Origin of the sequence: Methanolapillus africanus (assembly GCF_032714475.1) — an archaeon.
GTDB classification, from domain to species: domain Archaea; phylum Halobacteriota; class Methanosarcinia; order Methanosarcinales; family Methanosarcinaceae; genus Methanolapillus; species Methanolapillus africanus.
Window position 1 is genome coordinate 33,434 of the sequence record NZ_JAWDKD010000002.1, and the last position, 15,344, is coordinate 48,777.

Consider the following 15,344-nt stretch of genomic DNA (forward strand, 5'->3'; position numbering starts at 1 on the left):
ATCATATATGGCACACAATGCAGGAACAGGCAGACAAAAGAAAAGAGGCAAAGACCTCAAACAGACGGATGCAGGCATGAAATATGGCGGACAAAAAACATAAAATTGATATGGAATTCCTCCGGCAGCTCGACCGCTACAATATGTACGTTCGAAAACGGGTGTCAACCGTTTACGCCGGAAACCGGCCGTCGACGCGGATCGGAAAAGGCATCGATACCGTCGGCTACCGGGAATATTACAAAGGCGACGAAATGAAAGACATCGACTGGAAGATTTATTCCAGAACCGAAAAGCTTTACGTGCGCCAATTTGAAGAAGAAAAGACGCTCACAGCGCACATCTTGCTCGACGCGAGCAAAAGCATGGACTATCCCGACAGCGGCGTTTCCAAATTTGAGTACGCCGCCATGTTTGCCGTCGGCGTTGCATATATCGTTTCCCGCAAGAACGACAAATATTCGATCTCTACATTTAACGAAGAAATCGACATCAACCAACCGCGGCGCGGCATAAAAAATTTGCTGTCGATCATTTCCCGGCTGGCGGACCAGCCGTTATCCGGCACAACGGACATTGATTCCGTGACCCACAAATACGAAAAACTCATTAAATCCCGCTCATTGGTCGTGATTATTTCCGACTTTTTGGACGACATCAACCACATTGAGTCCACCGTGAAGCGTTTTTCTGGAAACGATTTGATGCTGGTTCAAATATTAGATCCGTTTGAGCGCCGCCTGCCGATTAAAGGTGATTCCCTCTTTTACGATATGGAAACGGGCGCAGAAATGAAAACATTTTTGAGCGACTCCTTCCGTAAAAACTACATCAAAGAACTGGAAGACCACATCGCGCACATCGACCACATCTGCAAAAAATCGGGCGCGAACTTCTACTCGTTCACAACGGACATGCCGATTTTGGAATCGTTCTTAACCACCATCGAGAGGAGCGGATAATATGGCGTTAGATCTTCCGTTTATCCACCCGTGGGCCTTGATCGGGCTTCTTTCCATCATTCCGCTCATCATCTTGTACATGCTTTTGCCCAAGCCGTTTAAGATGAGCGTTCCGTCCGTGATGTTCTTGATGAAAGTCGAGGAGTCGCGCGACAAAATCTACAACACCCTGACAAAACTGGTCAAAGACCCGCTCTTTTTGGCGCAGCTTTTGGTTTTAATCTTACTGGCGCTCGCCGCTGCCGGCCCATATATATTGTCTATGGAAACATACAGCGAAGAGCGAACCGTCGTCATTTTGGACGCGTCGGGCAGCATGCAAACCAACGGACGGTTCGACCAGGCCAAAAAGGACGCTGAAAACCACCTCAGTCAATTTAACACCATCATCTTGGCGGAATCCGTCCCGGTGATCGTCGCCGAAAACGTCAGCGCGTCCAAAGCCAAAGATATTCTGCGCGATCTGGAACCCAAATCGGTTTCCGCCGACATCGGCTCCGCCGTCGCCTCCGGCGCGAACATCTTGTCAACGGAAGGCGGATCAATTTACGTCTATTCCGACTTTACGTCTTGGGAAGGTATGAATCCGCTGGTTGCCAAAAACCTGCTCGGCAGCGGCTTAAATGTGACATATTTCGCGTACGGAAGTCCGACCGACAACAACGTCGCCATTGTGAACGGTTATCTGGAAAAATCGGGCGGCAACTACAATTACCACTTTATGGTCAGAAACTACGGAAAAGCAACCAAAGAAATATCGGTTGACGTTTTGACCACCAAATCAAACGGCCAGAAAACCAACTCGTCGTCCGTCACGTTGTCCGTCCCCGGAAATGATGTTGCGTCCTTCCAGTTTGACAACATCAGCCGCGGAACGACAGAAATTCGGATTAAGAATGGCGACGGCCTTGCCGGCGACAACAGCGCGTTTATTTCCATTCCGGAAACCAGTTCCGCGCGGGCGCTTTACATTTATGACGAAGCGTCCGGAAAAGACCTGCCCGGATACATTGCGCTGTCCCTGCAGCCGGAGCTGACCACCACCACCGCGTCAACTGTTCCGGGGTCTATTTCCCAGGATTATGATTTCGTCGTGGTGGATTTGGGAACGCGGATTTTAAGCAACAGCGAAGCGGCGTCTTTGAACGCTTATGCGAACGCCGGCGGAAGCGTCGTGTTTGTCGCGGGCGAATATTTGGATCCGAAAAACCAATCGACGGACACGTCAAAGATGCTTCCGGTCAAAATCAACGGCATCAATTCAAGTACCGTCGGGTTCCCGCTTTATGTGCTGACGTCCAACAAAATGACGGATGATATGAATTACAGCGATGTTTTCGTCCGGACTTACTTGATTGCGGAAGCGCGCGATACGGTGAATTCATCTTACTTGGTGGCCGCCGCCGATAAATCGCCGGTGATCGCTTACGGACCGTACGGCAACGGAACCGTTTTCTACATCGGCCTCAATGATCACGCCGGTGAAAACGCCTGGAACAACTTCGCCAGTTTCCCGGAATTCCCCATCTTTTGGGTCCGGCTGACGGAATTTATTGCCGGAACGGGCGACGTCTCCGAATATAATTTGCCGGCGGGAACGGTGCTGACGTTTGCGAACGAAACCACCATTGTGACGCCGGACGGCACGATTAAAGCCCACAAAGTGGTTTTGGACACGGCCGGCATTTACGTCGTGAACAAAAAGAGCATTGCCGTCAACATGTACAATGACAAGGAATCTAATACGATGCTGGAACGGCTCAAAGGCGTGGACGGCGCAAACGCCGGATCGGAGCTGCCGACGCTCTTTGAAGTTAAAAAAGAGCTGGTGGCCGTCTTTGTGGTTTTGGCGTCTTTGTTTATTTTGCTTGAACTTTACCTGTTGAGAAAGCGGGGGGATATTTAATGGTCAGTTTCAGTTACCCGTGGGCTTTGGTTTTGCTGATTCCCGTCATTATTTTGGCGGGCTATTATTTCAAAAAGGCCGCCGGGCGAAAACAAAAGATTTTGTTCGGGACGCGCGGAATCATCGCCGTCTTGCTGGTGTTGGCCATCGCGAATCCGCTCGTGTTTATGAACGTCACGAAAACGAACGATCACCCCGAATTGGTTTTGGTTTCGGATACGACGCAAAGCATGAAGTATTTCAAAAGCGGCGTCGGCCAAGATTTATACAATTACTTTACGGGAACGATTAACGTTCAGTATGATACGCTGACCGGCAACTACACGGCGCTGGGTGAAAAAATCATTCAGTACGCGGACGGGAAAAATAAAATATTGATCGTGTCCGACGGCAACAGCAATTACGGCACGAGTCTGACGGACGCCATCAATTTCTCCAAAGAAACGAACACGACGGTTTCCGCCGTGATTCCGGATTTGATTCAAAACGATTTGAGTGTGGAGATTACGGGCGATAAATCGATTATCGTCGGCAACGAACAGGAGTTCGGCATTGTGGTCCGGCAGGCCGGAAACGCGAATGCCAGCTACAATTATGAAATTTATGCGGACGGAACCCTGATCGAACGGGGCAGCGGTACTCTCAACAGCACTGAAAAAACGACGACGTTCACCACCCGCTTCACAAAATTGGGCGCGCACACGCTCCGGGTTTCGTTGACGTCGGCGGCGGATTCCGATAAAATCAACAACAATTATACGAAATCGGTTTACGTGATTGAAAAACCGAATGTGATCGTGGTGACGTCCGAACAAAACGCGTCGCTGACGCAAGTGGTCGGCACGCTGTACAACGTGACGGTGGTGACGTCGCTGTCGCAGTTTACGGATTTGGACAAAGCGCTGTCGTCGACGAAGACGGTTGTCATCGATAACATGTATATCGGCAACATCACGGAGAAAGAAGTGGCGTCGCTGAAGAATTATGTTTCCGAGGGCGGTGGTTTGGTTGTTGTCGGCGGAACGGGCTCGTACGGTTATCCGGAAGGCAACAGCTATCTGAATTCGTCCTTTGAGAAGCTTCTGCCGGTCGTTTCCATTCCGTCGGATTGGGAAGGCACGCAAGATGTTTTGCTGTTCATCGACGTGTCCGACAGCGGTAATTCGTATGCCGCGAACAATGAGACGATCTTGTCGAACATTAAAAAGACGGCGATCAACATCATTGACAACGATTATTTCAAAGAAGCCAACATGACGTACCTGACCATCGGCGATCCGACGCGCGACATTGACGGGGAATTCTATTACGTCGGCAATCCGAAAGAGGCAAACGCGTTAAAGCTTCAGATTGAGAATTTGAAAACCGGCGATGGAGAAACCGATTTGTTGGACTCGTTTGAGGACGCTGCCGTTGTCCTGGAAAACCGTTCCGGACAGCCGCTCATCATTGTCATGACGGACGGAAATATTGTCGGACGCCACTCTTATTCGGAAATTTTGGCGGCCGAGAACAAGATGAAAGATTACGGCGCGACGATCGTGTACATCAATATTTATACGGGCGGCTCGACGCGTCCGGATCAATTCAAGGACAAGAGCGGAACGCCTTATGCGGAAGATTTGGCGGACGATTACGGCAAAAACGGCGTTTATGTCTCGTCTCCGAAAGGGCTGCCGGTTGACCCGAACTTTGAGGAGATGTTTGGCGCAAGCAGCAGCAACAACACGAACCGGACGGAATCCGGCCTTTATGTTTCCAATCCGAAGCATTTCATTGTTCAGGGCTTGGATTTATCCAACACGTCGGTGTCGGGCTACAACAGCGTGACGCCGAAAGCCGGTTCCGACAAACTGGTGATCGCGTCGGACGGCGCGCCGGTTTTGACGGTGTGGCGTTACGGTCTGGGCCGGGTCGCTTCCGTGACGACCGACAACGGCGTCGGCCGCGGCAACTACTGGGCGCCCGACTTGTATACGTCCCCGGGATCGAAGCTGATTTCGTCCACCATCAACTGGGCGATGGGCGACCCGAATCGGGAAAGCGGTATTGTGATTGACGCGCCGGACACGTCCGTCGGTTTGCCGACAACGCTTCGCGTCAACATGTACGACCAGGGAATTCCGGTGCTGACGCTGGACGGCAAAAAGCTGGTGCTGACGATGGAATCTGAAAATGTGTACACGTCGGAACTGTTGTTCAACCAGTCCGGCACGTACAATATTTCCGGATATCCGATTGCAGTCAACTATCCGATTGAGTACCAGGAAATCGGCGTCAATCCGGATTTCAGGAAACTGATTGAATCGACCGGCGGCAACATTTATACTGCCAATGAAGCCAAAGCGTTCTTCATCAAATCAGTCAGCGACGACACGACTTACAAGGTCAAAGAAGTGGTCGGCCTCAACGTCTATCTCCTCTTGCTGGCGCTTGTGATTTTCCTCGCGGAAGTCGTGTACCGCCGCGTGCGTGAAATCAAAGAGCTGCGCCGTCTGCACGAAGAATACGAAACCCGGGCGGCTTCCGGCGAAAAGATTCCGCCGACCTATTCCAAGCTGCACGGCTGGAGTTACATGGATCCGGAAGAAGAAGAAAAAACCGAAACGTCCGGATTAGCCGGCCTGACCGGTAAGCTTTCCGGTTTGAAATCCAAAGTGAAGTTGAAGAAATAATCAACTTCTCTTTTCTTTTTTTGTTTTTTTATTTTTGTCATTCTGTTTTTCATTTTTTATGGCGGGCAGCGGGCGCGCGCGTTATGGCGACACTTTTTCTTTTTGCGTTTTTAAAACTGATGGCGATTTTTGTTTTTGAATCAAGCAAACCTGTCTTCCAAGTTATGTTTTGGAGTCAAGAAAACCGCCATCTAATTTGTATTTTTGAGTCACGCAAACCCTCCCGAAAAATCAAACGCTTTGCGTTTGATTTTCTCGGAATCCGATGAAATGAGATTGGTACAGCAGCAACAGACACGAAAACGGATTAGGAAAAGACTGTATTGTTAGAAACAGTTGGTGCAAATCGGATTAGGAAAAAACTGTATTGTTAGAAACAGCTGATGAAAAACGGATCAGGAAAAGACTGTATTGTTGGAACAGTTGGTGCAAACCGAAATCTAAAAATAGTCAACAGTAGGTGCAATTTGAAAATATGTCAGTGCAGATGCAATCTGACTGCAAATTAGAATATATCTACGATCGGATTCCGCAAAATACAAACGCTATCGCGTTTGATTTTGCGGGATGGTTTACACGGGAAGTTGGAACAAGCAAAATTAAATATTTCGCGACCGAAGGGAGCCGTTTGCGAAGCAAACTTACGGAAACAGCCTCCAACCGATCTTGAAAAATTCCTAGCGAAGCGACGGAATTTTTGCGTCTGATTTTGCGGGATGTTTTGCTTGAAAAACTGAAACAGGCCAAACCAAACTTAATGCGACCGAAGGGAGCCGTTCGCGCAGCGAACTTTATGGATTCAGACTCCCACCGCCTATGAAAAATTCCTAGCGAAGCGACGGAATTTTTTTCTTAAACCGCTGCGGAAAGCGCCCGAACCGGTTTTCCTTTCTCTTTGCGTTCTTCGGATTTCATGTGGCCTTTGTCGATGCTGACGAAAAGCAAGTGGTCCAAATCGAAGAGAAGCGCGAAAATGAAAAGCGGCGTCAGTTCAAAGTAACAGGCGGCGACCAAACAGACGATGCCGGCAAAAAACAAGCCTAAGCAAATCGACGTGGAAGAGGCGAGTCTTGAAGCCAGCTTCGGATTGATGAGATCAAAAGTTCCGGCCGGCGCCAACCCTTTGGGATTGAGCGGGCTCGTGAGATCCAAAAGCGTCTTTTTTAAATCGGACGAAATCTTGACGTGGTACAAGAATAAAACAAGACCGACAAGCGGCGTCAAATAAACGAAGACTTTCGGGATAAAGTGGAGATTCCACAAAATCGCATACATCAGAATGATATAAAATCCGAGAAACGCGTTAATGACTTCAAGCGCCCTGAATTTGGAGCGCAAGGTTTCGCGGAAAAGCGTTTTCATAACCATGGTAAAAACTCACAATAATAATAACAATAACGGTAATAACACAATAATGCAACAACACCGGTAATACCGATAACACAATAATAACGACAATGGTAACAATAATAACAATAATACAATTACGAAATACGACAAATAATTGCAAATTCGATAGCAACGATAACAATTTACACGGCAATCCGCACAAATAAAGCGTCGCTTAAACGATAATAATGAATACAATTCCATAGTATAAAACGATATTGAAGAAGAGCGTTATCGCTAACGATTTTTATAAAAGTCGATGAATAAATCATAGCCATAATCAAAAAGAAATAACTTTCGTTGTTTTTAAAAAGAAAAAAGAAAAAGAAATTAATTCTCGAGAACAATCTCGATATTAATGTCTTTGGGCACCTGAATTCTCATCAATTGGCGAAGTGCGCGTTCATCGGCCGCGAGGTCAATGAGTCTTTTGTGGACACGCATTTCCCAGTGATCCCATGTGGCCGTGCCGTCGCCGCTCGGACTTTTTCTCGTCGGAACGATGAGTTTTTTCGTCGGAAGCGGAACCGGACCGGAAATACTGACGCCGGTTCTTTCGGCAATGGCTTTAACTTGGTCGCAAACGCTGTCCAAGTCGGTCGGGCTGATGCCTGATAATCTGATTCTTGCTTTTTGCATGATGTCGTCCCCCTTAAAAATAAGAGAAGAGAAGGAATTTAATCCTTCTTCTTAACACTGAGACAGACACCGGCCGCAATGGTCATACCCATGTCACGGACAGCGAAGCGTCCGAGTTGCGGGATTTCTTTTGCGGGTTCGAGAACCATGGGTTTTGTGGGTTTGAAGGTAACGACGGCTGCGTCACCGGCTTTGATGAACGGCGGGTTTTGCTCTTTCGGCTGGCCGGTCTTCGGGTCCAACTTTTGGTCGATGGACATGAACATACAGGCCACTTGGGTGGTGTGGCTGTGGAAAACCGGGGTGTAACCGACGGTAATCGCAGACGGGTGCTGGAGAACGACAATCTGTCCGGTAAATTCGTCGGCAACCGACGGCGGAGCAGCTTTCGGACCGCAGACGTCACCGCGTCTGACATCGTTCTTGCCGATACCGCGAACGCTCCAGCCGATGTTGTCGCCCGGAACTGCTTGCGGAATTTCTTCATGGTGCATTTCAATGGATTTAACTTCTCCACCGGCGCCGCTGGGCATGAAAACGACTTGGTCGCCTTTCTTCATGATACCGGTTTCGACACGGCCGACCGGGACAGTTCCGATACCGGAGATGGTGTACGCATCTTCGACCGGGATTCTGAGCGGAAGGGAAGTCGGCTTTTCCGGCTCTTTCAAGTTGTTGAGGGCTTGGAGAACGGACGGGCCTTTGTACCACGGGGTGTTTGCACTGGCGGTTTTGAAGTTGTCGCCTTCAAAGGCGGAGGTCGGGATAAACGGAATCTGGTCCGGCTTGAATCCGATCATTTTCAAGATTTGGGAAACTTGTTCGACGACTTCTTTGTATCTTCCTTCATCGTATTTCACAGCGTCCATTTTGTTGACGGCGACGATCAATTGGTTGATACCGAGGGTCTTGGACAAGAAGATGTGTTCTTTGGTTTGAGCCATAACTCCATCGGGTGCAGCGACGACGAGAACAGCGGCGTCAGCTTGGGAAGCGCCGGTGATCATGTTTTTAACGAAGTCTCTGTGACCCGGGCAGTCCACGACGGTGAAGTAGTATTTGTCGGTGTCGAATCTCTTGTGAGCGATGTCAATGGTGATACCTCTCTCTCTTTCTTCTTTCAAGGTGTCCATAACCCATGCGAAAGCGAAGGATTCTTTGCCTTTCAATTTTGCTTCTTCTTTGAATTTCTCAATGATGTGGGGCGGAACGGCTCCGGTTTCAAACATTAATCTTCCGACGAAGGTGGACTTTCCGTGGTCAATGTGACCGATAACGGCTAAGTTCATGTGCGGTTTATCTGCTGCCATAATTTATCTCCTGATATTGGTTTAATATAGTTGGTTTAATTAAATAAATTGATTCAACTGATTCACGTCAATATTTATGATATTACGCCGATAGTCAATAATCAATATTTTTGGATTCCGATACAACAAAGACCCTTATACGACAGATAAGGCCGCTGTTTTGTATGCGGATTGTGATCAATTTAAGTGTGATCGGTTGCCCGGTTTATTGCAGGCTTTTTGGATCGTCAAAGAAAATTATATTTCTTTGCCGGCACGTGTTCTACTGAAAATACATTTCAGTATTAAACTGTTTCGCCAAAAAGACTCTTTCAGGGGCATTTCGAGTAACCCTAAATAACCACTCTTATATAAAAAGAATATGTTTGTCAACCATTTCGACAAACAAATTCTTTGTTTTTGAAGGTTAAATTTTTGAAATTGAAATGAATTTCACCAAATTTTTCAATTTAATTAATCTAAAGAATTTTATTCATTTTTTAATTCAATTCAAATCAAAATTAATTCAAATCAAAATTGATTCAAATTGAATTTAATTTAAATGATTCAATTTATTCAAATTGGATTTAATTAATCCAAATTGAATCAAAATGAATCAAATTGAATAAATGAATTCAATTATTCGAATTTTAATTCTATTGAAAAATTTGAATGTTGAAATTCAAATTTATTTTTGAAGGGATCAGCCTTCTTACATTTCCAAGAAGTCAGAGGCTCTCGGAAGTTCTTTCTTGAGACCTTTTCTCTCACGGATCTTGGCAACGACTTCCGGCATCAAGCTGGACGGGACGGTTTCAAAGCCGCCGAATTCGGTGCTCCACATGGCGCGGCCTTCGGTTGCGGACCGGATGTCTCCGGCAAATCCGAAGAGTTCGGACACCGGTGCGCGGGATTCGATGATGGTCAAGTCGCCTTCGCTCTTCATATCAATGATGATGCCGCGGCGTCCCTGAATTTCTTTTGCGGCGCCGCCCATGTTGTTTTGCGGCACTTGGATGAAGACTTTCTGGTACGGCTCAAGGAGCGCGTCGTCAGCCATCAACATTGCGGCCTGAATGGCTTGGCGGGAGGCCGGAATAACTTGGGCCGGACCTCTGTGGATGGCGTCTTCGTGGAGTTTCGCATCAATGAGAGTCACTTTGACTTGGGAAACCGGTTCTCTGGCGAGCGGACCGGCTTTCATGACTTCTTCAAATCCGTCCAAGATGAGTTCCATGGTTTCGTTCAAGTACTGGATACCTTTCGTCATGTCGAGGTAGATGTTGTTGCCGTAAATGGCGACGATGCTTTTCGCTTCGTCTTTGTCAAGGCCGGCAGCCATCAATTTTTCTCTTCTTTCAAGTTCTTCCATTCTCATGGAAATTTCACCGTTTCTGATCAGTTCGACGACTTGATCGTTGAGCGGCTCAACATTGATGAAGAAGCGGTTGTGGCGGTTCGGGGATTTTCCTTCGACGTTTGTAACCTTCTTCTTGATGGTTTCACGGTAAACCACAATCGGCGGGTTGGTAATAATTTCCACGCCTTTGTCACGTTCAATTCTGTGCGCAATAACTTCCAAGTGAAGTTCGCCCATACCGGCCATCAAGTGTTCGCCGGTTTCTTCGTCCAAAGTCACTTGGAGCGTCGGGTCTTCCTTCGCGACTTGCCGGAGAACTTCAACGAGTTTGGGCAGGTCTTTGGTGTGTTTCGCTTCGACGGAAACGGTAATGACCGGTTCGCTCACGTGGCGGATGCTTTCAAAAGGCGTCATGCCTTCAAGCGTTGTCACGGTCGAGCCGACGATCGCGTCTCTGAGACCGGTGACGGCGGCAATGTTTCCGGCCGGAATGTTTTCCACTTCAAGGCGCTCCGGGCCCATGAAAATACCGACTTGCTGGATTCTGCTCTTTTTGGCCGTACCGGATGTGTAAACTTCAAGACCGCGGGTGAGCGTACCACTGAAAAGACGGCCGGTTGCGACTTCTCCGGCGTGCGGGTCCATCGAAATGTCCGTGACCATGAAGGCCAAATCGCCGTTCGGGTCAGCTTTGTTCATGGAGATGCCGATCGGAGAGTTTTTGTCGCCGTGCCAGATCGCTTTCACTCTGTTGGCTTGCGCGGTGATCGGGTTCGGTAAGTGGCTGATAACCATGTCGTTTAAGGTTTCGTGAAGCGGGCATTTTTGAGCGAGCGCTTTCATGTCGCCTTTGGTACAATAGTCGTAAACGTCATTGAAGGTGATGTTTGTCTTTTGCATCATCGGAACGCTGATGGCCCAGTTGTAAAGAGCGGAACCGAATGCGACGCTGCCGTTGGCTGCGTCCACGCGCCATCCTTCTTTATATCTTTCAGGGTTCATGTTTTTGATGAGTTTGTTGACGTGGTCGATGAGTTTTCCGAGGCGGACCTGCATTTCCTGCGGGTTCACTTGGAGTTCATTGATCAAACGGTCCACTTTGTTGATGTAGAGAACCGGGCGAACGTATTCGCGAAGGGCCTGGCGGAGAACGGTTTCCGTTTGCGGCATGGTTCCTTCGACCGCGTCGACGACGACGACGGCACCGTCGACGGCGCGCATGGCACGCGTCACGTCGCCGCCGAAGTCAACGTGACCCGGGGTGTCGATTAAGTTGATTAAATATTCTTTGCCGTTGTAGGTGTGCACCATTGAAACGTTGGACGCGTCAATCGTGATACCGCGGGCTTGTTCTTCTTCGTCGGAGTCCATGAAGAGCTGCTTTCCGGCGAGTTCGGATGAAATCATGCCGGCGCCGCTGAGCAAGTTGTCGGATAAAGTGGTTTTGCCGTGGTCGATGTGCGCGACAATACCGATGTTCCGAATCATTTCAGGGTTTCCCATGAGCGCCGTCACGCGCTCGACCATTTTCTTTCTTTTTCCCATAATCCTGACCTTAAATGGTTATTTTTTGATAGTTAGATAATATGAAATGAATAATGAATTAATTTTGAAATATGAATTTGAGTCCGCATAAATAAAAAAATGAACTTCCGGAAAACCGGAAATTCATCATTTTGCTGATACGGATTAACGTGCCGCTTTGGCCACTCTTTCTTTGGCGTCTTTTTTGCCGACAGAGAAGGCTTTTGCGTCACCGTTGGAGGCGGCAATTAATTCAGTCGCCAAGCATTCGGCAACGGAGCGCTTGGATTTGAATGCGGATTGCCGGGTGCCGACCGCGATATAGCGAAGGGCCGAGTCCACGCGTCTTTGCGGGGCGGTGTCGACGGCTTTCGGAACGGAGATGCCGCCGTATTTCAAACGGACAACTTCTTCGCGGGGGCCGGCGTTGGAAATCGCGTCCACCAAAACTTGGACCGGGTTTTTCTTGGTCTTGGCGTGGATGATGTCAAAGGCTTCGTCCACGGCTTTGATGGTGGTTTGTTTCTTTCCGGTGTTGGTTTCCGTTCTCATCAGGTTGTTGACCAAGCGTTCAACGATTGAGATTTCGGATTTGTTGAATTGCTGGTGAGCGTGGCGTCCGCCGGAGTGGGGAACGACAACCGCTTTTAAGCAAACATATCTCTGAATGCCGAGGTCCGTCACTTGAACTTCGGACATGTCCCATTTTCCAAACATTTTTGCGTCCATTGTCTCATCTCCGCGGTTTTTCCATTCTTCCGATAACCATTTGGGTCAGCGGGACGTTGTTGACGGCGATCACTTTGAAACGAACGCCGGGAATGTCTCCCATAGCACCACCCATGCGGCCGCCGATTCTTTCAACGGTCACTTCGTCGTGTTCGTCGATGAAGTTAATGGCGCCGTCTCCCGGGCAGAAGGCGGACACTTGTCTGCCGTTCTTGATCAACTGAATTCTGACACATTTACGGATGGCAGAGTTCGGCTGTTTGGCTTCAACACCGATCTTTTCGAGAACGATGCCGCGGCCTTGCGGCGCGCCGCCGAGCGGGTCGGCTTTAACGTTCAAACCGAGCATGCGTCTGTTGTATTCGTGGTCTTTCCATCTGGCCTTCAATCTTTGTTTCTTTAAGATTTGGCCGGCATAATTTCCGTTTGTCATATATTTAGATCTCCGATTTCTGATTTTGATTGATTAACTTAATAATAATTTGAGAGAATGATTGATTTTTGATTTTTCAACATCGAAATACGCATTTTAACTGAATCGTTTTTATTCATGAACTGAATCTAACTGAATCATTTTTATTCATGTCGTCGTTTGCATCATCATTTATAGTTGAGTCGTTTTCATTTGAGCCGTTTTCACGTGAGTCCGTCTTCATTTTAAGATGACGTCGTGGATTCCGTGGTGTCTTTGGACCAGGAGTTTGACTTTGGAGATGTTTTTTCCGCCTTTTCCGATGGCCAGCCCTTTATCTTTGGCGGCGACTTCAACGACGGCAATTTTTTTGTCGCCGTCTTCCGTGACGGAAATGCTTTTGATCGAAATGACAGGTCCGAACACGTTTTTGATAAACGTGACCGGGTCGTCGGCATATTCGACGAGTTCGATGGGTTTGTCAATGGCTTTTTTGGCGCGGTTGATGTTTTCGCCGCCTTTTCCGATGGCAAGTCCCATATCTCCTTGGCGAATGACGTTAATAATCCGGTCGCTTTCGACAATGCAGTCCAAGACTTTCGCGTTTGTGATGTCTTCAAAACGGGCGATGTATTGCATTTCTTCGAAAGTGATTTTAATTTCACTCATGAGATCGATCCTCTTTTTGATGATTTGACGGTAGTTGATGCGTTAAATATTTGATGCGGATGTTGATTTCAAAGTCAATTTTTCAATTTAGTTGTCAGCCAATGACAAAATGTCAGATTCGCCGGCGTCCAGGATGGCCATGGCGGCGATGATGAACGGCTTTCCGCAAACCGGACCGAGTTCACGGCCGGTTCCGTCGTAAACATAAACCGGAACGTTTGATGCTTCGATCTTTGCTTTCGTTTCTTCGGGACAGTTTTTGGCCAAGATGATCATCTTAGCGCTGCCGGACTCGGAAAGTTCGATTGCTTTCTTAGAGCCCATGACGACTTTTCCCGTCTTAACGGCTTTGATTAATGCTTTATCGATATTGATATCCATTTTCTATACCTCTAATCTATGGAACTTTATCAAATTGCGCGATAGACCAGTCTGTCCAAAAAGTCACAGACCAAAGTCATAGACTACAAACCCCACCGGGATTCGCTTCTCCCCGATTTTGCCAATCACGCGTAACGTTTCGAATCGTCAGAAACAGATAATTCGTCACGCGCCTCTCAAAAACATATTTGAAAGACGGCGCAAAACCGGTTCACAATCTATAAAGAATGGTGTTACATATTTCTTCTACATATAAACCTTTTGGGACAAAACCCGTAAAGGCTTGATTATTAATAGACATCTTCATCGTATAAACCGATTGCTGTGTTTGCGGGGGCGCCGTGCGCGCGCGTTATGGGGACACATTTCGTTTGGATTAAAAACCGAAGGACACTTTTTGAAGACATCACGCAAGCCATCCCGTCATTTCATTTATCAAATTCAGCAAACCAACCCGTTACTTCATTTACCAAGTCAAGCAAACCAACCCGTAAAATCAAACGCGATAGCGTTTGTATTTTACGGATACTGCTGAGCAGATGCAATCTGGTACAGTTAACTGCAGATGCAAATCGGATCAGGAAAAGACTGTATTGTTGGAACCTGCAGGTGCAAACTGAAATCTAAAAATAGTCAACTGCAGATGCAACTCAGCACTGTGAATTGGAATGTACCTTACTTACGGAATTCCGCAAAATACAGACGCAACGCGTCTGATTTTGCGGGGTTGTTTGCTTGAACTCAAAAATGAAAGTTTACGGAATAGTTTTCCGAAAATTAATTAATGATTCCAAACATTTTATCAAAATCATAAAATGATTCATTAATTTAACAGATTATCAAAAGTGAAATGTTATGGATAACAAAAATTTGATCATCGGCGGCTGGGTTCTCTTTCTCGTCGGCATCGTCGGCAGTTTCATTTGGCCGGTTCTGTTCAGCGCTGCCATTTTGGGAATGATTTGCTGGCTTGTGGCGGCACGTTCGGAAAAAGCAAAACCAAAAGAAGAACGGTTGAACGGAAAGGGCTTTCTTGACTTGAAACTCATTTACAAAATAATGTTTGTCGCAGCCGTTGCTTTATTCTTGATCTGGGCCGTCAGAGCCATGACCGAGGTCAATCCGATTGACGCATACAATTCCGCCGGCGGCGACTTTATTCAAAACGCAGCCTACGCGTTTGGCATGATGGCGGCCACCAACATTACTTATTCCCTGTACATGTTTATGTTCATCTTTTTGGATTTGATTTTTGCCGGCTACATCCGAAAATTGAGTATTGAAACAGAACTGTCGCAAACGGAACAAAGGAGAAAAAAACCGGTCCCGGATCAAACAAAAATGAACCGTTCGATTTACGGCAGCCAATTGAAAGAAAATCAGAAGAAAAAATGAGATTAAGATAAAAT

Annotated in this window: 12 protein-coding genes; 4 read left to right on the top strand and 8 right to left on the bottom strand. The window is 47.4% G+C overall.

The genetic code is table 11. The features are described 5' to 3' along the window. Positions 1-83: 83 nt before the first annotated feature. From MsAg5_RS00170 to MsAg5_RS00180, 3 genes are read left to right on the top strand one after another with little or no spacing between them, the layout of a single operon-like run. Positions 84-962, top strand: coding sequence for a DUF58 domain-containing protein (locus tag MsAg5_RS00170; RefSeq protein ID WP_338098588.1), 879 nt, complete (start codon positions 84-86; stop codon positions 960-962). 1 nt (position 963) lies between these two features. Beyond that, the gene (locus tag MsAg5_RS00175; protein ID WP_338098589.1) at positions 964-2,868 is read left to right on the top strand and encodes a vWA domain-containing protein; all 1,905 of its coding nucleotides are present in this window, start codon (positions 964-966) and stop codon (positions 2,866-2,868) included. Beyond that, positions 2,868-5,543 carry a hypothetical protein gene (locus tag MsAg5_RS00180; RefSeq protein WP_338098590.1) on the top strand — a complete coding sequence of 892 codons (2,676 nt, stop codon included), beginning with the start codon at positions 2,868-2,870 and terminating at the stop codon, positions 5,541-5,543. The genes MsAg5_RS00175 and MsAg5_RS00180 overlap by 1 nt, the downstream gene beginning before the upstream one ends. An 852-nt stretch (positions 5,544-6,395) precedes the next feature. On the opposite strand, the gene MsAg5_RS00185 is transcribed toward MsAg5_RS00180, so the two are convergent. The 8 genes from MsAg5_RS00185 to MsAg5_RS00220 all read right to left on the bottom strand — a co-directional run bounded on the left by MsAg5_RS00185 (position 6,396) and on the right by MsAg5_RS00220 (position 13,935). Further along, positions 6,396-6,911, bottom strand: a complete 516-nt coding sequence (locus MsAg5_RS00185) for a hypothetical protein (RefSeq protein WP_338098591.1) — start codon at positions 6,909-6,911, stop codon at positions 6,396-6,398. A 351-nt stretch (positions 6,912-7,262) separates the two neighbouring features. Continuing rightward, positions 7,263-7,571, bottom strand: a complete 309-nt coding sequence (rpsJ, locus tag MsAg5_RS00190; protein ID WP_338097263.1) for a 30S ribosomal protein S10 — start codon at positions 7,569-7,571, stop codon at positions 7,263-7,265. A 38-nt stretch (positions 7,572-7,609) separates the two neighbouring features. Continuing rightward, a complete protein-coding gene (gene tuf / locus MsAg5_RS00195) occupies positions 7,610-8,881 on the bottom strand; it encodes a translation elongation factor EF-1 subunit alpha (protein WP_338098592.1) in 1,272 nt (423 codons plus the stop codon). Positions 8,882-9,572: 691 nt separating this feature from the next. After that, positions 9,573-11,765 (bottom strand): elongation factor EF-2, encoded by a 2,193-nt coding sequence (locus MsAg5_RS00200; protein WP_338098593.1) that lies wholly within the window; start codon positions 11,763-11,765, stop codon positions 9,573-9,575. 144 nt (positions 11,766-11,909) lie between these two features. After that, the gene (locus MsAg5_RS00205; RefSeq protein WP_338098594.1) at positions 11,910-12,473 is read right to left on the bottom strand and encodes a 30S ribosomal protein S7; all 564 of its coding nucleotides are present in this window, start codon (positions 12,471-12,473) and stop codon (positions 11,910-11,912) included. 4 nt (positions 12,474-12,477) lie between these two features. Beyond that, positions 12,478-12,906, bottom strand: coding sequence for a 30S ribosomal protein S12 (locus MsAg5_RS00210; protein ID WP_338097267.1), 429 nt, complete (start codon positions 12,904-12,906; stop codon positions 12,478-12,480). Positions 12,907-13,125: 219 nt separating this feature from the next. Then, positions 13,126-13,554 carry a NusA-like transcription termination signal-binding factor gene (locus MsAg5_RS00215; protein ID WP_338098595.1) on the bottom strand — a complete coding sequence of 143 codons (429 nt, stop codon included), beginning with the start codon at positions 13,552-13,554 and terminating at the stop codon, positions 13,126-13,128. An 87-nt stretch (positions 13,555-13,641) separates the two neighbouring features. After that, positions 13,642-13,935 carry a 50S ribosomal protein L30e gene (locus tag MsAg5_RS00220; RefSeq protein WP_338098596.1) on the bottom strand — a complete coding sequence of 98 codons (294 nt, stop codon included), beginning with the start codon at positions 13,933-13,935 and terminating at the stop codon, positions 13,642-13,644. A gap of 855 nt (positions 13,936-14,790) precedes the next feature. On the opposite strand from MsAg5_RS00220, the gene MsAg5_RS00225 reads away from it, so the two are divergent. Beyond that, entirely contained in the window at positions 14,791-15,330 is a 540-nt protein-coding gene (locus tag MsAg5_RS00225) for a hypothetical protein (RefSeq protein ID WP_338098597.1), read from the top strand. Positions 15,331-15,344: the final 14 nt, after the last annotated feature.